This is a genomic window from Legionella donaldsonii, assembly GCF_900452385.1.
GTDB lineage: Bacteria > Pseudomonadota > Gammaproteobacteria > Legionellales > Legionellaceae > Tatlockia > Tatlockia donaldsonii.
Genome location: NZ_UGOA01000001.1, coordinates 1,739,072 through 1,757,726, shown reverse-complemented (window position 1 = coordinate 1,757,726; position 18,655 = coordinate 1,739,072). Strand labels below are relative to the sequence as shown.

The window sequence follows — 18,655 nt, the reverse complement described above, 5'->3', positions numbered from 1 at the left end:
ACAGCGTCATAACATTTTGTTAAAAATTAAAAATAGCTTTTTTTGTGCTTTTTAGTATAATAATGCCTCTTAGTGTATTAATTGTAGTCCCAATAAAAGGTTTTCAATGCAGCTTTTTCAAAATATCAAAAATTTCGTTGCCCGTGTTGTTCAGGCATTTAGTTCTCTGAAAAATTGGCTTTTTGGAAGTAATGAACCAATACAAAATGAAGAAGAGGAAAGAGAGGAACAAAGAAGTCATCTAATCCCCTGGGTATCCCCTTCTCTTGTTAAATTATGTGCAATTGGTATAACGTCAAAAACTGCACTAGGGCTCCAGTCTACTTGCAGGATGCCGATTCTTTTTCCTAAAAAGGATGATGAGAATGGACCTCCTGGTTCAAGTTTTACATGGACGACTTCTACCCTGCCATCTCAAGATGACACCATTTCTACTAATACTGCTGCCTGCGCTGCTTAAGCAGACTTAGTAAGCTTTATTCCATTTATTCAGTGGGTGCCTGCTCATACTGCAGACTGCCCACTATCTTTTCTTGTAGAGACTAATCCAATACCCTTTTCCATAAAATAAAATCGATGTCCAAATTTCGGCGGCGCCTTTTTCTAAATTCGCTACAATAAAGTGGAAGTAATGGTCATTAGAGGTCTCTATGTTAACGGAAGAGAAAAAAATCGAGTATTATCAGGCGTTATTGAATAAGAATACTGAATATGAAGGTGTTTTTTACGTTGCTGTTACCACAACCGGTGTATTTTGTCGCCCAACATGTCCTGCAAGAAAACCTAAATTTGAGCATTGTGAATTTTACGAAACCGCTCAACAAGCCCTATTAGCTTCATTTAGGCCTTGCAAGCGTTGTCTTCCTCTTTCTCATCCCAATCAAGTCTCAACAATAATACAAAAATTAGTGAATGCTATTGACGAAAACCCTGAAAAACGATGGAAAAATGCCGATTTCCAGGCTCTATCAATTGAGGCAGTGACCGCTCGTCGCCAATTTAAAAAAAGGTTTGGTATGACCTTTGTAGAATATGCGCGAGCTCGACGAATAGGCTTGGCAGTGAAACAAATCCGAAATGGTGAGTCAATTATCAGTACACAAATTTCTGCGGGTTATGAATCTGGTAGTGGTTTTAGAGATGCATTTGTACGAATTATGGGGGCTGCTCCTGCCAAGCATGGGCATAAAAATATTTTAAAGGCAGCTTGGCTAGATACTAAGCTGGGGCCAATGCTCGCTATTGCGGATGAAAACACCCTTTACCTCCTGGAGTTCATTGATCGTAAAGGGCTTGAGCGCGAGGTTGAACGCCTGCGAAAAAAAACACAGTCAGCAATCATTCCTGGCTCAACAGCCCCTCTTATTTCAATTCAAAACGAGCTTAATGCCTATTTTAATGGCACTCTACAACTATTTAATACACCTCTAAGCCTGCTTGGCTCACCTTTTCAAAAGCAAGTTTGGGGTGCTTTAGCCAAAATTCCCCCTGGCGAAACTCGTTCCTACGCTGATATTGCAAAAATTGTTGATAGACCCTCTGCCTGGCGTGCTGTAGCACGAGCTAATGGATCAAATCAACTTGCAATCGTTATCCCTTGTCATCGCGTTATTAATAGCAATGGGGAGCTCAGTGGTTATGGTGGCGGGGTTGCAAGAAAAAAATGGTTGATTGAACATGAAAAAAAATGCAAAAGCTATAAAACACTTATCAACCCCTAGAGAGTGGCAAGATTGCTTTTGTCAATTTGCGCAATGGAGGTAACTCCTAGCTATACGCATTTCATCAGCAAAAATAGTAAGCAGGTTCTCAACATCTACCTGCCCTGCTGCTAAAACGTAAACGGGCGAACGTCCTAACATAACCGTTTTTGCTCCCAATACGTACGAAATCCAATCTTGAGCGGTACACCAGAATCAACGAGTATAGTTAAGCTCATCCCCCACTGTATCGACTATGCCTGGCAAAGCTTTGGCTGTTGGTTGATAACACGCCCGATCTTATCAATTTGTAGTTTCATGATAATCCGGAGCGGAGAAAATAATCATACGCTAAGCTCAATCAAAGACCAAGAACCTAAAAAACTAACATCCCCCTAATGTGGCAATGTAGTTAAGAAGGTTTAATTAGTGGCTGCTTATAGATAGAAAAAGACACTTAATTCCTATAATAAAATGATAATTGTAAAAGATAGGTACAAATAAAATTTTCTTGATTAAAAATTCTATCCTAACACCAGTAACAAATTCATTAGGAAACAACTATTCTCTTCAGAGAAAAAAACTCTGGTTTTCCTTTATAAAGGAAAACCAGAAGGTAGTCCTATTAGCAATTAATAACAGGATTTACTGTTGACGTTTCTATTGCAGAAAGGAGAAGGGTATAACTAGCGAGAGCTTCATCATTGTATTTTGTATTTAATTGGTGATCAGCCTGAGAATTGAGAATACCGGGCTTGAAATGCAGAGTGCGCGCGCGATGGCAATCTGTGAAAATAGTCGCAACCTGATCACTAATACCTAAGGTCTCAATGAATAGTTCACGCAGTTGTAGGTCACCGAAATCAATACTTATTTGAGTTTGGGATTGGAATAGAGTACTTGAACTTGGGTTTAATGAAAAAACACCAATACTTCCCTCCCCATTCCAAGCCTTGAAGCGAAGTATTGATGAATCCTTATCGCTTTTCTCAACCAAACTATCATTCGTTATTGAGATACCAATTGACTTAGCGAATCCTACAAAGGTTGCATGCCACTGATCACGGCTGAATTGATCTGGGAATTGGATGGTAATCTCGGGCTCATTTCCATTATTTTTATCAAGCATAAATAAGCAATTTTTCGATAAAACTGATTTTACAGCGACTGCTTGCGGTGCTTCAACTGGTTGTACAGCAGGTATAGGTTGATGCAGGGTTGAGATATCAAGCGCATAGAAGGCGTCAAAACGACTAGGTGGCCGTTTTTGAACTATTTTTGAAAAATCTTTAATTTGGATTTGCCGAATTTCACCTGTTGTAGTGTCAATTTTTAGACAAGTCCCTTTTTCAGTAAATATTTTATTCTCTTTATTAAAATAGATCGCATTACTCTGCTTTGCTACAGAATAGATGGTAAATAGCCCATCGGCATAGATTGTCGTAGTGTATGTATTGGTCTGTTGGGTAGAACTGATTTTTAACCCTAAAAGTTTAAGTAAACCGTCTCTATTTTCTTGGGTACCACAGTTAATGGCAAATTCACCATTGAGTGCTTTGTAAGAAGGAATAAAGAGACAATTTAAATTTTCCTCATATCGAACAGGCGTGAAGCCCTTTGGATTACGTTCGTATTGAGCCCCTTTTCTAAAATTTTCTGGAATGATTGCAGGCTTTAGATGTTGGCTAAATGCCCTACATACTTGTTCATTGGGGAAGCGGATAGCCAATTCACCATTTTCAGCACAGTAAAGCAGAACTCTTGTATTCTCTGTAGCGAGTAAGGCTTTTTCATTATTAAGATGACTCGTAGTGTCCCATCGTCCGGCGTATAGTAATTCTCCTAGCGTGCAGATGTCTTTGTATAAGTCAGATTCATTTAAGGCATATAATTGACCGGCCAAATCCTGTATTGCTTGCATGTGTAGATTAAAAAATTTTTCGATTTCCTGCGGCTGATAGCATACTTTTGTGCGAGAGGTGAAGCTTTTCTCCTTTAATAATGCGTCGATTGCCTGAGCTATTTCTGCTGCAATAAGTAGGTTTTGTCCATCGACATCACCCTCCAGTATGACGAGCTCATTAACTATATTAAATGCTATTTGATTTAGTATCGCTCTTTTATCCTGCTGTAAAAAACCAGCAACATTATAGATTGGATTCATTGTATTCCCCATGGTTAAAGTGTTTAAAAATATACCAATTTATTACATGTCATAGTCGACTAGTGTCGGTAACAAACTGCATATTTTGTTCTAATGAAATTAATTAAGACTTAGCTCAGCTACGTAAATTGAGAAAATATAGGATAGATCATTGATTTATTTATTAATTTTTAATGGCGGATACACTATCAATAAGATGAAGTTTTGCTGGTTCTTTTTAAGTTTTTGCATTTTAGAGTTCAGTATTTGCCTGTGCTTTCCAAAAAACTATGTGCTCTGGTTTAATAAAGGTAGTCAAGTACTCTAAAGCAAGCTTCACTTTTTCCTCACTATCAAAAAATTCTATAATGATCGGTAAATCCCAGCGAACATCGAACACAGAACTGCTGTGGTCTCCTGTTTCACCAAAGCCCCTTAAACCACGAAATAGGCTTACACCACGAATTTTTACTGTTTTTTCCAAATGGTCAAAGATTTTTTGGATTAAATTGGATGACTCCAGAATATAGATTCGCACGATAATCACATCAACAGATTTAATCATTTTATCCATATGAATCAATCCTGTCTTTGAGTTAATATAATTATAAGCTAGGGGTGTGTGTTTTGCTTTGATTCCTGCTTTTTTAGATTGCTTCTACGTCATTTCGAACGTATAAAAATAGTACGATACCTATTCTGGAGATCTCTCAGTTTGTTCGAGAGGACATGAGAACAAATTTGATAACGTTACTGATTTTTCTAGATAATCTTCAGGTATACTGTGTAGGGCTAAAGAGCCGGTAAATAACAGTGCTCGATAAAGGGAGATTTTTATGAATGCAAAAATGGACTCGAAACCTACTGGTAATAATCCTTTGGCCAACCGTTTTAATCATTTACCCGCTAAACCTAAAGGGCGTTTTCCACGAGTCGCGTATGTATTACAAGGTGGGGGTTCCTTGGGTGCCTATCAATTTGGCGTGGTTAAAGGATTATTAGAAGCAGGTTATCAGCCTGATTGGATTGCAGCGACCTCAATTGGGGCTATCCAAGCTGCAATTATAGTTGGGAATCCACCAGAAAAACGTATTGAGAGGCTAGAGCAATTTTGGCAAAAAATTGCCCCTAATAATATAGTTGAATATTTAGGGGAGTTGGATTCAACTCTGGAGCTTTATAATAAAATCAGTGCCTCTTTTGCCTTACTGTATGGGCAACCCGGATTTTTTTACCCTCGCTGGTGTACTGGCGTCTTCCCCATATGGGGAGATCCCACCACGCTTAGCTATTACGATACAACGCCACTTAGAGAAACACTCTTGGAATTGATAGATTTTGATCTTCTCAATTCCTGCCCCATCCGTCTAAGTCTTGGTGCCGTACAAATTTCTAATGGCCATCTGATTTATTTCAATAACATTAATTACCGTATTGAAGTAGAGCATGTCATGGCGAGTGCAGCCCTACCCCCCGGGTTTCCTGCAATTAACATAAATGGTGAATTTTACTGGGATGGTGGTGTACACTCAAATATGCCCCTGGAAGTTATCTTAGAGGCCATTCCGCCAGATAATACATTGTGTTTTCTTATTGATTGTTTTGGAGGGCCTTCATTCATGCCAGAAACCATGAACGAGATCGAGGAACGAATGAAAGATATTTCTTATAGTACACACGCGCAACGCTCTATTTTTAACTATTTGCAACGCCAAAAAATGCGTAACTCGATGTTAGAATTAAGTGGTATTTTGACTGCTGATCAGAGGAAAAAATATGCACATTTACTTGATATCGGCACGCCGCATCATTGTACTCTCGTTCACTTAATTTACAGCGCAAGAATTGTTAAGGCAGCTTCCAAAGATTATAACTTTGGCCAGTCTATTATTAAAAAGCGAATAGATGCTGGTTATTTTGATGCCCAAACCATACTTGCTGAGGAATCGCAATGGGGGTATTTACCAGAAAACGGACAAAGTCGTTTGTATGAATCGCCCAATAATCATTCTCGTTTAATTCGAAAATGGAAAAAAGGTGCAATTTAACATAAATTAAGTTAGGTACTCGTTGTTTTATAAAGAGGCGCGTTATTGTGAACGATAATTCCACTGTATGGTATGAAGCATTAGGTAAATGGGTACATCATTTCTTTACGCATACAATGCCTCTTTTTTTTAAACGATGGAAAAGTCATCTTAGTTTGCCAGTTCTTGTTGTCGGTTTGGCACTTCTTATTGGTATCTTCCATCTATTTTCGTATTTAATTCCCTTTACTGATAATGCTTTTGTCGTAACCAATGTCACACCGGTAGCAGCTGATGTCTCGGGTTTTATTACCGACATTTATGTAAAAAACGGTCAGCACGTCAAAAAAAATGATCGCATATTTACAGTGTATCGAGTTCCTTATCAATTAGCTTATCAGCAAGCTAGTGCGGATTATCAGGAGGGTTTAAAGAAAATCACTGTATTTCAAAAGGAAATTGAGAAAACGATGGCTCTAATTAGAGCAACTGATGCCGAGTTAGATAAGGCTAAATATGCTCTGGGTTTAAAAAAAGATAAAAATGTGGCTGAAGCAGTTTCCATTCTCGAAATTAAAAACCTTTCTTATGATGTAACTACGCTAAGTAATAAACGTGCGTCCTTATTACAAGAGGTAGAAATATTACAGGCTAAAATTGAGCAGCAAAAACATACGGTTGCTAGTCTTAAAGCTAAAAAAAATCAAGCCAAGATTAATCTTGATTTGACTGTGGTAAGGGCTCCGGGAGATGGCGTAATAGATAATATGTACGTCTCCCCTAATACACCGATTGAAATTCATAAACCTGTGTTTTCGTTTATAGACACATCAAATTTTTATATTCAAGCCAATTTTAATGAAACTGATTTACGTAATGTACGCCCGGGCGATAAGGCTTATATTATTTTACGTATGTATTATTTTGACAAACTATTTCATGGTGAAGTAGTTAACTCCCTATGGCCAGCAGAAAGACAGGTGACGGCTCAAAAAAGCCAGCTGCAGGTTGTTTCCAATCAGAATGAATGGTTATTACTGCCGCAGCGATTCCCTTTGCAAATCAAAATATTAGATCCCGATCCAAATTATCCTCTAAACCCTGGCGCAAGTGCTTATGTTTATATCTCGACTAAAAGATAAGATTGCTGCCTACGATAAATATAAAGAACATCGTACTAATGGGTTAAAGGCTTTATTTGTCTTGGAACTCATGATTCTGTTCAACCTTTTTTCCTCTATGCACAATCCTTATTTTTATTTTTTTTATGTTCCGATCACTTGCCTTACAGCCGAAACTGCTGGGACTACGCTAAAAGAAAAATATGTATTTTTGTTATGGACTCTTCTTGGTAGTGCTTTATCGATCTTTCTCTTTGGTGTCTTTTCTGTTTATAACGTTTTTTTTATTTTTTTTGTTTTTTTCTACACCCTGGCACTTTATTTTATTGTGCTGCATACCCTGAAAAGAATGCTTGTTATTGTTCCTTTAATGTTAAGTCTGGCCTCTTATTCCCTCATTTATGGGCTTGATGCAGATAGTAATTTTTATATTGCTGTCAATAATGCCTTACAAACCATTGCTGCTACTGTAGTTATTTTTGCTGGCTTGTCTATTTTTCCCAAAAGCTACTATTTTGAAATTTGGTTCAGTGCATTTCGTGAGGTCATTACTAATCTAGAAACACTCTCTGGTAAACTTTGTAAAGGAGAAGTTGAAACCATCGCTATTTTCCCAGGCATTATTACAATGGAGCGTTATGCCAAAATGTTGCCTAAAAAAATTAAATGTTTCAGTGTATTAAAAATAACTCTCCTGGCTTTTGAATTGATCTTGACGATGTCTTATTTATTATCTTTTCAAAAGCAACTGCGCATAGAATACGTCGCTGTTTTACATACCTATCTTGCACGTCTCGCCGAGGCTTCTAAAAACAGGCAGCCTGTTATTTTTACTCAACAAGAGTTACCTGCGTTTAACGAAACACATGAGTTACGTCTTCTATATCAATTAATTTTAAGCTGGAATTATTTATGCGCGGATGGCTAGGAAACCAGACCTTTACTTACCTTGAATTGCGCTGCATACAAATTAGTACTGTGTTTTTCTTTACTTTTTTTGTGCAGGAATGGCTAAGGTATCCGCGCGCTGGCTGGACTGGCTTTGCGGTAATGATGATTTATGCTGGTTTCGACAATGGGACAACTATCTTTCGTGCCTATCAGCGCTTCCTGGGAGTGCTTTTAGGTCTATTTAGCGGCTATATACTATGGTTTATAGGCCATGTTGACTATCGAACCCTAATTATTATTCTCCCTATGACTGTGTTTTTTGCTTTTTTCCTGGTGGGGCGTGAGTATAGTGTTCCAACTGTATTCACAGTGAATGCGTCGGTGATTGGCGCCGGCTATTTTAGTACAGAGAATTCGCTGACAGTAACCTACTACATCATTGATTATACTCTTTGTACCGTGATTGCTTTTGGCATTATTTTAATTTTTGAATATTTTTGGTTTCGTCGCTATAAGTTGATGGAACGCTTTATTAACCAGACACAATCGGAGGTGATTAACGATCTTTATACGTTAGTTAAATTATTAAATCAGGGAAAAATTCAACGAACAGAATGGTTTAGAGCATGTATTAAATTGACGGAAAGCCTCTTTGCGGTGAATATGTTAATAAGGAATGCCCAATTTATAATTAAATCGGAAGGTGCAGTGGGAGATACGTTTAATCAGTTTGTTGAATTAACTAATCGCATTTTTATTGGCCTTAAAGCTCTCTATATGGCCTATTATACTAAACGTTATCATAAATTCGATTACTTTCAGTTATTGCAACAGGTACAGGCTGATTTAGTACGTTTAAAAGCTTTTGTTATTGGCGTAGAGAAAATGGATTTAAGCGACGGAGTAATGCATGCAACACCTGGTTAAAGCTTTTTTATTAACATTTATTTTAGCCGGATGTGCTTATCATAATCCCTACCCTAAACCTAGTGTTAAAGTTGCCAATCAATGGTCTGTAACTGACAGAAATATTATTTCTACAGACGAAAAAAATATGCCTTATATAGCCTGGTGGCGTGGTTTTAAAGATCCGACACTTAATCAGTTTATTGCCAGAGGTTTGCAGTGTAATACCAGCCTTAATATGTCACGAGGTCATATAGAGGCAGCACAAGGAGAACTTAAAAAGGTTCGTTATCAATGGATCCCAACTCTAGACATGATGCTAGGTTATTCCAGAAATCCAGCAACCGGATTTCCTGGTACTCTGGCTGTCCTAATTCCCAATTATACGATGAATATCTTTCATCAAATTAAAGAACAAAAAATAGCAAAATATAAATTAGAGCAAATCAAAGCCGAAGATGATGCTCTTAAATTGGTCATTATTTCCCAAATTACGGCAAGCTATTTTACCTATCTGGCTGAAAAAGAACGTAAACAACTTTTGCAGACTTTGGCTGACGATCTTGCTCATCTCGCGCAGGTTGCTAATAAGGTTTATAAGGGGGGCTTGAGTTCGGAAATTGAACAGGAAGAATTGTATAGCGAAGCGGAGACAATCCGAGGGGAAGTAGAGGTTGCCGAGCGTAATATCATTATTAGTCGTAATGCCTTGCGTTATCTAATTAATCAAAATCCAGGTGCAATAAAAACTTCAGCAAAATTTTTACAATTTAATAACCGCCATTTAATACCGGGTTCCCTACCGTTAACAGTTCTTGAAAATAGACCTGATATGCAAATGGCTGCAAATCGCTTACGCGCTTCTAACGAAGGCATAGGATTGGCGGCCTCTAATCTTTTACCCACTATCCAATTAGATTTGATTGATGGCCTGGTTGCTGGTGATAGCCGTTATGAGGTACCAAGAGAGCATGTTTATTTTAATGATCAATTATTAAAAATTCCTTTGATCCGCATGTCGGTTCTTGGGGAAATTTCCAGGGCACGTGGCTTAAATAAGGTTTCTTATTTCAACTATATTGATACCCTGCAAAAAGCTTTGAGAGATACTACGAATGCTCTAGCAGAAAATGAGCGCTTAACCAATAAATTTCGGCAGACAACTCTGGCACAAAAACGCGTCGCAAAGGCATACGATTTAAATAATCGTTTATACCAGCGTGGCATCCAGAATTATGTAGAAACCTTGAAGAGCAAAGTTCTCCTGGATAAGATAAACATCAATTTAAACCAAGATAAGTTGCAGCAACTCATAACGGTAGTTAAGCTCTATCAAGAATTAGCAGGTGGATATCGTGCGGATGAGGCAATACCAAAGGCTAATCATTTACGACAAACAGCCTAATATTTGCCTGCAATAACAATCTCGATAAAGCTTGAGAACTAAATCCGCGCGTGACAGCGCGGAAAATAGACCTTATTTATAATTCACTCTGGCTGTTGAATACTCTTAAGCCCGCGAACAGGTATATCAATATGATATATATAGTGTTGGATGATCTGCTTGGCCTGCTCACTGGTTAGGGGTTTAGTTAGCGCCCCTTCCATAAAATAATCAACACAGTCATATTTAACGACATCAGCTTCATAACCTGTCAATGCGATGATTGGAACGCGCTGGCCAGTATCTTTCTCTATTTGTCTGATTTTTTTTGCGACAACATAACCAGAAGTATCTTCTAACCCGATATCCATAAACACCAAATCATACTTACCGGGCTTAAATAGCTCTACTGCTTTATCGCCAGACTCGGCTACGTCTACTTGACAATCTAACTGCATTAGCAAAGATTGAGCAGCTTTTTGTGCAATAGTATTATCCTCAATCATTAATACCTTAGGGATCTTTTTATCGTCCATATTCACTAAGGCCTCTTGTGGTTTGGCATTATTCTTTTGCAATTGCTCTTTTATTTTACTTAATTGCTCTTCCATTTTCTTACGTTCGCTAATATCCACCAAAATACCAACCAAACCAATCACATTTTTATCTTTATCAAACAAAGGGATCCGGGTAGAAAGATAATGAATAATACCTCGTTGTTGATCGAAAACGGGGGCTTCTTCTTCGTTATAAACCGCCTCACCAGAAAGCAAAACATTAATGTCATCACGCTTGAATAATTGCATTCGTTCTTCTGACCAGGGAACGAGTTTTATTATTTGTTTGTAGGTGTTACCAACCAATTCTTCTGTACGTTTAAGACCCAGTAACTTAAGAAAATTACTATTTCCACCTGTAAAGACGCAGTTATTATCTAAAATATATACGATATTGGGCATGCACGCGATGATGTCCATGTAATATTGCTGCAAATTGCTATGTTCTTCGGCAATATCTTTTCTTTTGGTCGGGGACATACTAGCTCTCCATAATTTCATCTAATCGCAAGTGAAGTATAGTACATCTAGACTAATGATGTAGGTTCCCTCATCATATTTCAAGCATAGAGAATGCCATGTGTATTTGCATCACTGTAACTGGCAGCAATTGAGATTATGATTTATAAATAGTTTAACTACCCTGAATACGGAATTGTGTTAAACATGAATAATAACCTTGTGAAAGCACTTTTTTATGTTTATGGTTTGGCCTGGCTACTGGGGGGATTACTTTATACTGGCGCTCATATGATATCGCCAATTAGTTTTTCCCATTCCATCATATATACCCCTGAAATAGCCTCTCATTTTATGCAAAAACTACAGCCTTACTGGGCATATTACGCCTGGTCCTTTATAATTTTTACTATTGCAGATATGGCCGTCATGTTATTAGGTTTAGCTTTCCGCTATATTTTTGGCACTAATTTTTACACCAATGTTGCTGTTTTTTGCTTTTTTGCCGCTGGTTTTACAGGAGTCATGGTTGATTTAAATTTATTAGCTTGCTGGTTTTTAATGGGTACATTTAAGCTTCCTCCAGAAATTCTCCAGAACTTCTGGAGTACCTTTCTGGTCATACAGTCACATTCGGCAATTTTAATCGCTTGGGGGTTTTTAATAGGAAGCTTGGGTGTTTATTTGGTGTATAAAGCAAGCAGACAATCAAAAATCATTGTTAACAGTCACTGGATAAAGTGGACCCTTGTTATTTTTTGGCTCAACATACTAGCTGTAATTGCACTGATTTATGGTTTGATAACAACTGATAGTATTCCTATTGCGGTTATTTTAATGATTTTCATGATTTTTGCTGCACCAATCTGGTCTTTCCTAATGATAAGAACGTTAAAGAATTAGCACTCTTTAGTGCCTATTGGTAAACCAATACTCTGCCAAAGGTGTATTTTTGTAGTGAGATAGATACTTGGCAAAAAACTGCTCCGCTTCTACCTGCCTTTTAGAACGCAAGAGGCTGAGTAAATAAGTTTGCAGAAACAGTTCATCCTGAGCATCACTTCCCCCCATTTGGAAGCAATCAGTTATAATAGGCGCAAGCATATCACAGGCAGCATGATAATCCTTTCGCACGAAGGCCAATATCCCTTTGCAAAAAGGCAGAGTAACATTGTGCCACAAATTCTGTGCATAACCAGGCTGGAGTGCTTTTGCATAGGTTATCATTGTCTCTAAAGCCCGATTAATAGCCTTTTCATCGTCAATTCTTGCAAGACAATACAAAAAGTGAATGCTATTAAAACCAGTATACTGTTCATAAGGATGTTGATTTAGATGGTCAGCAATCTCCTTAAATAAATCATCCTGTGGAAACCCTGCCATATCCAGGCGCCAGAGCAAGGAAATGGCATCAAGCTGCTCCAATACGGTATCAGGCCAGATACCAAAAATACTTGAATTAAAAAGCTCTATTGTTTCGGTTTTTTTACGATTTGCCAAATAAAATAAGGCAAGATGCCAACTATTATGTCCTTTAAGTAAAGGCAAAATCTTATCCCAGCTGGGCTGTAATTTTCGTAAACAGCTGATTCCGCTGCTAATGTCATTCTGCAAGAGATAAACATGTGCCAAAGTATGATGCGCCCATGGAGTAAGTAAATCCATATCAATTGCTCGCTCTGCCATCACTTTTGCCTGACTATAGTGGCCGCATAATTCAAGGGCAAATGAATGGATAGCTAAAAAATGAGAGTCATCTTGATTTTCTGGTGCACTTTTTTCACAAAGTGCTAGGAAGCGCTTTGCTTGAAAAGCTTGACCACTGCAATAAAAAAGCCATTCAGCAAATTTTATTGCCAGGGTATCGCGCGGGAAAAGTGCAGCAATACTGGTAAACAGGCTGATAGCACACTCATAATCCAATCGCTGCCAGGCACGTACTGCTTGATAAGTCATTTTTTCACGTAAATTGGCAGTTCGCAGGCATTTTTCAGCTTGTAATAAATAAGCTGTCGCATTATTGGTTGCAGTATGCTCTTGTCCATATAAATAAAAGGCTGCTGCATAAGTTTGAATCAGTAAATTATCAACATGGTTTTTGGCTGCTTCCAATACGGCATCAGCAGATTTCCCGGAGCTTACTATTTGTTGGTGAAAATAATCAATATCTCCAATGGCTTGCGTAGAATCAGTTGTAACGACTAACCCTCTTGCTGTTTTCATAATAAGCCATGATTACTAGGAGTGATAAAAAAAAGCATAGCATAACTTTTTATTCAAATTGAAAGAATTGGCCTCATGAGGCAGCCAGAAAAATTAAAAATTCGCTGCAAGCCCTCTTTTTCGCTTCTCTTTTTATTGGAGTTTTACAAGAGATACTATTTGAGTCAGTTTTTCACTCAGGATATCAATCATGTCATCAATAGTTATTATTCCAACAAGAGAATTATCACTATTAACAATTGGTAAATGAATTTGGTATCAAATCAGATCTAGCTTAAAATTAAAGATAGTTGCCCTGCATACCCAGTATTTGTTGGAAAGCTTTTTTACTTATTTTAATCTTATATTTCTTATATAAGTGCTCCCGAGAAAGCGCTTCATCTTCCCCCAGCATGTTGTCCTTTTCAAGAAAGGATATAATATCTTCTGTTACAGCCCATTGATACGTTAACCATTTCCATTTTGTCTGGTGAGAAGCTACAAAATCTGCTTTAAATAGAGTCGTTGACTTTTCATGAAGAACAGCGATTTTAAATAAGGCAGGTTCTAATGATTGAATATGGTCATAAGCAGCTTTAAGTGTTTCACCTGTATCATTCACATCATCAACGATTAATATATTCTTTTCTTTAACGCTGATATTGATGGGAGAGATGATTTCCGTTTTTTCTTTTTTAACCGCACCACCACGATAATGAACGATTTGCATTGAGCATAATTGACGAATATTTAAAAAATCACAAATAAATCGTGCTGTAGGAAATCCACCTCTGGCTATTGCAACTACAATATCAAATTTGTAGGGAGATTGCATAATAACCTTGGCCAGTTTGTAACTGTTTTCATATATTTCATGAAGTGTTATTACTTTTGCCGAAAAATTATCTTTCATGAATGAGCTCTACCAGGGTGTGATTCTTTTAATATAAAGATCGCTATTATTAAACTGGCAAGAAAACAGCAAGGCATAACCAACAATGCTCGATTATAACTTTCAACACTGTAAACAGGTATGTCATTTACTAACCAACTCTCACTATGATGAAGGATGACGCCTACGAGGGGTTGGAAAATTGCACCACCTAAGAGTACTGAAAGATTATTAAAGCCAGAAGCTGTTCCGACAAGCTCAGGAGGGTTATTATCCTTCACAACAGCAAAACTGACAGTCTGTCCGCCTGCGCCAAATCCTAAAAAAAATAACACTACGTACATCCAATTGAGAGGGACATCAGGGAAATACAACAAAACTAAAGTAGATATAAGACCAAAAATGGAACTAATAGCCAGTGCCAGGCGCCGACTATTGCAACGATCACTAACCCAACCTAACAACGGACTGCCTATGCCTATCCCAAGCCAAATCATGCTACATAAGCCTGATGCCACCATCACCGAAATTTGAAATTTTTGTTGCAAATAAGGAACTCCCCATAACGCTGCGAAAACTGCGATAGGAGTCCATATAGCGAAGGAATAAGCACCAATTATCCAAGTATAAGAGCGGCTGCAAACATCTAATAAACGGCGCCATTCATCCCGAAACTGTCGTTTTGGTGCAGGCTGAGTGGGCTGGTGAGGATAATCTCTTATAACAAACCAAATAAGAGCTGCTAAACATAACCCAATAAAAGCCAGAATAAAGCTGGCATTACGCCAACCTACTTGTTCAATTAAAGCAGCTAAAGGCATTTCTCCAAACATAGCCCCGATTGAGCTCATTGATTGAGCGATACCAGCCAACAGAGCAAATTGTTGTGGTGGGAACCAACGTGAAACCAAAACCAGGACACCAATAAACGAAAACGCAGAAGCAATACCAATAAGAAAACGTCCTAAAGCTGCTGTAAACAAACTATCAGTTGAAGCAAAAAAGAAAGAGCCAACCGCGCATAAAGTCAAGGCAGAGGTCATTAATTTTCGTGGACCGTACCGATCAAACAGTAAACCTGCTGGTAATTGCATAGGTGCATAGGCATAAAAATAAAAGGCAGAAATAATACCAAAACCAGCTGCACTGACCTGAAAGGTTTTCATCATTGACTCAGCCATAACGCTGGGGGCAACTTGCAGCACAAACTCATACAAGTAAAAAGTGGCAGACAGCAAAAAAACGAGGTAAGCACTTAATTTATTAGGTTGAGCATGATGTAATTGATGTGTGTCCAAGATAAACGTCTTATCTGATGAAAATAGCACATTACACCCTAAGCGAATTTCCTTTGTCAATGCCTGGCGGATAGATTGCTCCCAATATTATTAAACGAGTAGAACCAGTGACTTGACAAAGATTAACCGGAGTATTGGTTAGAGTTTTTTCTGCCAGCCAAGCGAACATTGCTGCCTCTATAAAATCTGGGCTAATATTGAGGGCGGCTGTACTGTCCACGCTTATTTCAGGTAACAAATCAGTAAGCGTATTAAGAAGTGCCGTATTGTGGGCACCGCCACCACACAGCAAGAGACGTTTGGGAGATAAATTACCGGCCTTTAGCTCATGCGCAATTGCTCGAGCCGTAAAGCAAAGTAAGGTCGCTTGTACATCAACAGCATCATAAGCTGGTTGGAGATACCTTGCTAACCAATCCAGTGAAAAATATTCTTTCCCAATACTTTTTGGTTGCTGTCGTTTAAAATAAGCATCAGTTAAAAGTGCATCAAGGAGGGGCTCTATTACCCGCCCTTGCGCAGCCCATTCCCCATCTTTATCATAATCATGACCCAGATGTTTTTTAATCCACGCATCCATTAGGCAGTTTCCTGGACCTAGATCATAACCATGAAGATCATGCTCGTTGGCAAGATAAGTCATATTGGCAATACCACCAATATTAACAATCGCTAAAGGGTATGTCTGGCCTTGAAATAAAGCTTGATGATACAAGGGGGCAAAAGGAGCCCCCTGCCCGCCAACAACTAAATCACGCGTTCTGAAATCAGCCACTACAGGAACTCCAGTCAACTCGGCAATCGTATGAGCACAACCTAATTGCACTGTATAGGGAATATCTGCGGTAGCATCGTGGCAGAGTGTTTGCCCGTGACTGCCAATAGCATGGATATTTTTAGCACTTATTTTTGCTGTAGCCATCAGTTCAAGTGCTGCTTTGGCAAACTCTCGCCCTAAAAGCGTATTTAACTGGCTAAACTGCTTCAACCCATAAAGATCGCCATTGCATACTTCGAGCAATCGCTGCTTTATTTCGGGGTTGTAAGGACAGGTAATTCCAGCGATGAAAGAATGGGAAGACAAATCGATAAGTGCAGCATCAATACCATCCATACTGGTGCCAGACATTAGGCCAATAAATAATTTCATTATTCCATCCGTATTGTTTGTGGCATACTGGTTTTCTTCTATGTTTAGCTGATTTTATAAACGAAAATGGTCTTATATGCCCTCTGAGATTGTTCAAAATAAACCTACCCCTTTTTGGTATTTAGGCATTTTGTCAACTTTCTCTTTGTTAACCTATGATTTATACCAACCCGCTTTACCGACAATAACGCAGTATTTTAATACAAGTCCAGCCTTAGGTCAGTTAACTTTAAGCCTATTTTTCTTTATATTTGGCCTTTCTCAACTAATATGGGGGCCTTTAATTGATCATTATGGCCGGCGGAAAACCTTGGCTGTCAGTTTGGCCATTTTTTTAATTGCGACTATTGCCTGTATTGCATCAGTTAATATTGAAATGCTAATTGCGGCAAGAGCTTTACAGGGGTTTGCCATTTGTTGTGTCTATGTAATTGCCTTTTCTTCCTCAAGAGATCATGAGGACAGTACGGAACGTGCCCGGATGCTTTCATACCTTTCCATGATTGTCGCAGTTTCACCTCTGTTTGCCCCAATTCTTGGTTCCATTATTCTGATGCGTTATGGCTGGCAGACAACGTTTTTAGTGATGGGTCTTATTGGTTTAATTCTCTTGGTGCTTGCAAAATACGTCTTACATGAATCAGTGTATTGGCAAAAAACCGAAACCACGTTTTTATTGAGAGCTTCTTTTGCTACCTATAAAAAAATCTTTACCCATCGTCGTTTGTGGCTTGCTGTTTTTATCATTACAGCGTCTTATTCTTGTGTCATGATTATAGTTATTAATGCGTCTTTTCTAGTGATCGATAACTTAGCCATTTCTCCTTTTAATTTTTCCTTATTATTTGCCAGTAATGGTGTAATGCTTGTTGCAGGTAATTATTTAGGTATTCGCTTGCGCGAAAAAAAATCATTGTCGTGGAATATTCGGGTAGGCTCTGCTTTGATGCTTATAGGTTCTATAACGATGTGCTTTCTTTTTTATATCCAAGGATTGAGTCTAATTAGTCTCGCACCGACTCTACTCATTAATTTTGGTGTGAGTCTGACTAACCCACCAACTTTTTCCATCGCACTTACTGATTACCAACAACATGCTGGGACGGCAACTGCCGTACTTAATATGTTAAGGACAACCATTTCAGCGATTATTGGTGGACTTGTTGGTGGATTTATTAGTTACTACCCTTCTTTATTGGTCATCAGTTTATTCGCATGTACATTCATTTCATTACTCACTAGTTTCTTTATTACCGAAAGTTAAAGGATAGAGGCGAATTTTTTTCGATTGCTGACGATAGTTTGTATAATAGGGAAACTCTTTCCATAAAAATTGGTAAAAAATTTTCCTTTATCGCTAGGTAATTTTGTAATGGCGTGGTATTATGTGGTCGAATTGTATAAAAATTTTATATTTAGATTCAAAATTAACCGGCCATTGTTTAGGATTTATTATGTTCCAGAAAAGAGAAAAAGCAGTCGACTACACTTCGGTTACCTCTTATGCTGCAAGTGCGATGTCGCATTTAATGTTACACAAAAAAGAACATTATGAGCAGGCTTTAAAAGATTTAGCTGCTGCTAGTGCTAATGTAATTAAGAAGGGGAAAACAGTCAATGATGTAGTGACTGCTATAGAAAACAGCATGAAAGCTTCTCATGAAAAAAGCCTCACGGCATTAAATTCTGCGCTTGGTATGGCCAAATTCCAAAAAAATCCAACCTTAGCTGGCTATATTAAAGCCCTGGAAACTAATAAAGAGAAATCTGTTGAATCGCTCATTGAAGCGGTAGTAACTGATACCGTAGTTAAGGCAAACAAGGATTACGGTGCGGATTTAGGCGACTTCAACCCTGCAGAATACCACGTACCAGCAGCAGTATCACCAGCACCTTAGTCATAAATTTCTAAGCCTTTTCTTTGT

The 18,655-nt window shown here is 38.3% G+C and carries 18 protein-coding genes; 10 read left to right on the top strand and 8 right to left on the bottom strand.

The genetic code is table 11. The annotated features are described in order from the left end of the window. Window positions 1–106 precede the first annotated feature (106 nt). Together DYC89_RS08150 and DYC89_RS08145 are read left to right on the top strand one after the other, a co-directional pair. Window positions 107–460 carry a hypothetical protein gene (locus DYC89_RS08150; RefSeq protein WP_115221338.1) on the top strand — a complete coding sequence of 118 codons (354 nt, stop codon included), beginning with the start codon at window positions 107–109 and terminating at the stop codon, window positions 458–460. Between the two features lie 190 nt (window positions 461–650). Then, window positions 651–1,721: a bifunctional transcriptional activator/DNA repair enzyme AdaA gene (locus DYC89_RS08145; RefSeq protein ID WP_115221337.1), complete on the top strand. Its 1,071-nt coding sequence runs from the start codon at window positions 651–653 to the stop codon at window positions 1,719–1,721. Between the two features lie 604 nt (window positions 1,722–2,325). On the opposite strand, the gene DYC89_RS08140 is transcribed toward DYC89_RS08145, so the two are convergent. Both DYC89_RS08140 and DYC89_RS08135 read right to left on the bottom strand, forming a co-directional pair. Continuing rightward, window positions 2,326–3,864 (bottom strand): hypothetical protein, encoded by a 1,539-nt coding sequence (locus tag DYC89_RS08140; RefSeq protein ID WP_115221336.1) that lies wholly within the window; start codon window positions 3,862–3,864, stop codon window positions 2,326–2,328. A 232-nt stretch (window positions 3,865–4,096) separates the two neighbouring features. Continuing rightward, window positions 4,097–4,417, bottom strand: a complete 321-nt coding sequence (locus DYC89_RS08135) for a DUF190 domain-containing protein (protein ID WP_115221335.1) — start codon at window positions 4,415–4,417, stop codon at window positions 4,097–4,099. A 262-nt stretch (window positions 4,418–4,679) separates the two neighbouring features. Here DYC89_RS08135 and DYC89_RS08130 point away from each other — a divergent pair, with 262 nt between their 5' ends. From DYC89_RS08130 to DYC89_RS08110, 5 genes are all read left to right on the top strand, one after another. Continuing rightward, a complete protein-coding gene (locus DYC89_RS08130; protein ID WP_115221334.1) occupies window positions 4,680–5,891 on the top strand; it encodes a patatin-like phospholipase family protein in 1,212 nt (403 codons plus the stop codon). A gap of 116 nt (window positions 5,892–6,007) precedes the next feature. Further along, window positions 6,008–7,012 carry an efflux RND transporter periplasmic adaptor subunit gene (locus DYC89_RS08125; protein ID WP_115222698.1) on the top strand — a complete coding sequence of 335 codons (1,005 nt, stop codon included), beginning with the start codon at window positions 6,008–6,010 and terminating at the stop codon, window positions 7,010–7,012. Next, complete coding sequence (locus DYC89_RS08120) at window positions 6,987–7,919, top strand: FUSC family protein (RefSeq protein WP_181879356.1); 933 nt, start codon at window positions 6,987–6,989, stop codon at window positions 7,917–7,919. The genes DYC89_RS08125 and DYC89_RS08120 overlap by 26 nt, the downstream gene beginning before the upstream one ends. Next, on the top strand, window positions 7,904–8,809 hold the full coding sequence (locus tag DYC89_RS08115) for an FUSC family protein (RefSeq protein ID WP_181879355.1): 906 nt from the start codon (window positions 7,904–7,906) through the stop codon (window positions 8,807–8,809). The genes DYC89_RS08120 and DYC89_RS08115 overlap by 16 nt, the downstream gene beginning before the upstream one ends. Beyond that, window positions 8,793–10,193 (top strand): TolC family protein, encoded by a 1,401-nt coding sequence (locus DYC89_RS08110; RefSeq protein WP_115221331.1) that lies wholly within the window; start codon window positions 8,793–8,795, stop codon window positions 10,191–10,193. Before DYC89_RS08115 ends, DYC89_RS08110 begins: the two co-directional genes overlap by 17 nt. An 83-nt stretch (window positions 10,194–10,276) precedes the next feature. Here the strand turns inward: DYC89_RS08110 and DYC89_RS08105 are convergent, their stop codons facing one another. Beyond that, window positions 10,277–11,209, bottom strand: coding sequence for a response regulator (locus tag DYC89_RS08105; RefSeq protein ID WP_115221330.1), 933 nt, complete (start codon window positions 11,207–11,209; stop codon window positions 10,277–10,279). A gap of 186 nt (window positions 11,210–11,395) precedes the next feature. Here DYC89_RS08105 and DYC89_RS08100 point away from each other — a divergent pair, with 186 nt between their 5' ends. After that, the gene (locus DYC89_RS08100; RefSeq protein WP_115221329.1) at window positions 11,396–12,091 is read left to right on the top strand and encodes a hypothetical protein; all 696 of its coding nucleotides are present in this window, start codon (window positions 11,396–11,398) and stop codon (window positions 12,089–12,091) included. Window positions 12,092–12,097: 6 nt separating this feature from the next. Here the strand turns inward: DYC89_RS08100 and DYC89_RS08095 are convergent, their stop codons facing one another. From DYC89_RS08095 to DYC89_RS08075, 5 genes are all read right to left on the bottom strand, one after another. Next, entirely contained in the window at window positions 12,098–13,411 is a 1,314-nt protein-coding gene (locus tag DYC89_RS08095; protein WP_115221328.1) for a tetratricopeptide repeat protein, read from the bottom strand. Window positions 13,412–13,543: 132 nt separating this feature from the next. Next, the gene (locus tag DYC89_RS16940) at window positions 13,544–13,651 is read right to left on the bottom strand and encodes a hypothetical protein (RefSeq protein ID WP_425451568.1); all 108 of its coding nucleotides are present in this window, start codon (window positions 13,649–13,651) and stop codon (window positions 13,544–13,546) included. 40 nt (window positions 13,652–13,691) lie between these two features. Continuing rightward, complete coding sequence (locus tag DYC89_RS08085; protein WP_115221327.1) at window positions 13,692–14,303, bottom strand: phosphoribosyltransferase; 612 nt, start codon at window positions 14,301–14,303, stop codon at window positions 13,692–13,694. Next, entirely contained in the window at window positions 14,300–15,583 is a 1,284-nt protein-coding gene (locus DYC89_RS08080; protein ID WP_228365063.1) for an MFS transporter, read from the bottom strand. Before DYC89_RS08080 ends, DYC89_RS08085 begins: the two co-directional genes overlap by 4 nt. 28 nt (window positions 15,584–15,611) lie before the next feature. After that, window positions 15,612–16,730 carry an anhydro-N-acetylmuramic acid kinase gene (locus DYC89_RS08075; RefSeq protein WP_115221326.1) on the bottom strand — a complete coding sequence of 373 codons (1,119 nt, stop codon included), beginning with the start codon at window positions 16,728–16,730 and terminating at the stop codon, window positions 15,612–15,614. Between the two features lie 76 nt (window positions 16,731–16,806). On the opposite strand from DYC89_RS08075, the gene DYC89_RS08070 reads away from it, so the two are divergent. After that, window positions 16,807–17,994 carry a multidrug effflux MFS transporter gene (locus DYC89_RS08070; RefSeq protein ID WP_115221325.1) on the top strand — a complete coding sequence of 396 codons (1,188 nt, stop codon included), beginning with the start codon at window positions 16,807–16,809 and terminating at the stop codon, window positions 17,992–17,994. A gap of 190 nt (window positions 17,995–18,184) precedes the next feature. Beyond that, entirely contained in the window at window positions 18,185–18,628 is a 444-nt protein-coding gene (locus DYC89_RS08065) for a hypothetical protein (RefSeq protein WP_147285492.1), read from the top strand. The last annotated feature ends 27 nt before the right edge of the window (window positions 18,629–18,655 follow it).

Bases quoted from the DNA above. Each gene is read 5' to 3' on its own strand.
- DYC89_RS08150 (WP_115221338.1), top strand. From the start codon at position 107: ATGCAGCTTTTTCAAAATATCAAAAATTTCGTTGCCCGTGTTGTTCAG.
- DYC89_RS08145 (WP_115221337.1), top strand. From the start codon at position 651: ATGTTAACGGAAGAGAAAAAAATCGAGTATTATCAGGCGTTATTGAAT.
- DYC89_RS08140 (WP_115221336.1), bottom strand. From the start codon at position 3,864: ATGAATCCAATCTATAATGTTGCTGGTTTTTTACAGCAGGATAAAAGA.
- DYC89_RS08135 (WP_115221335.1), bottom strand. From the start codon at position 4,417: ATGGATAAAATGATTAAATCTGTTGATGTGATTATCGTGCGAATCTAT.
- DYC89_RS08130 (WP_115221334.1), top strand. From the start codon at position 4,680: ATGAATGCAAAAATGGACTCGAAACCTACTGGTAATAATCCTTTGGCC.
- DYC89_RS08125 (WP_115222698.1), top strand. From the start codon at position 6,008: ATGCCTCTTTTTTTTAAACGATGGAAAAGTCATCTTAGTTTGCCAGTT.
- DYC89_RS08120 (WP_181879356.1), top strand. From the start codon at position 6,987: ATGTTTATATCTCGACTAAAAGATAAGATTGCTGCCTACGATAAATAT.
- DYC89_RS08115 (WP_181879355.1), top strand. From the start codon at position 7,904: ATGCGCGGATGGCTAGGAAACCAGACCTTTACTTACCTTGAATTGCGC.
- DYC89_RS08110 (WP_115221331.1), top strand. From the start codon at position 8,793: ATGCAACACCTGGTTAAAGCTTTTTTATTAACATTTATTTTAGCCGGA.
- DYC89_RS08105 (WP_115221330.1), bottom strand. From the start codon at position 11,209: ATGTCCCCGACCAAAAGAAAAGATATTGCCGAAGAACATAGCAATTTG.
- DYC89_RS08100 (WP_115221329.1), top strand. From the start codon at position 11,396: ATGAATAATAACCTTGTGAAAGCACTTTTTTATGTTTATGGTTTGGCC.
- DYC89_RS08095 (WP_115221328.1), bottom strand. From the start codon at position 13,411: ATGAAAACAGCAAGAGGGTTAGTCGTTACAACTGATTCTACGCAAGCC.
- DYC89_RS08085 (WP_115221327.1), bottom strand. From the start codon at position 14,303: ATGAAAGATAATTTTTCGGCAAAAGTAATAACACTTCATGAAATATAT.
- DYC89_RS08075 (WP_115221326.1), bottom strand. From the start codon at position 16,730: ATGAAATTATTTATTGGCCTAATGTCTGGCACCAGTATGGATGGTATT.
- DYC89_RS08070 (WP_115221325.1), top strand. From the start codon at position 16,807: ATGCCCTCTGAGATTGTTCAAAATAAACCTACCCCTTTTTGGTATTTA.
- DYC89_RS08065 (WP_147285492.1), top strand. From the start codon at position 18,185: ATGTTCCAGAAAAGAGAAAAAGCAGTCGACTACACTTCGGTTACCTCT.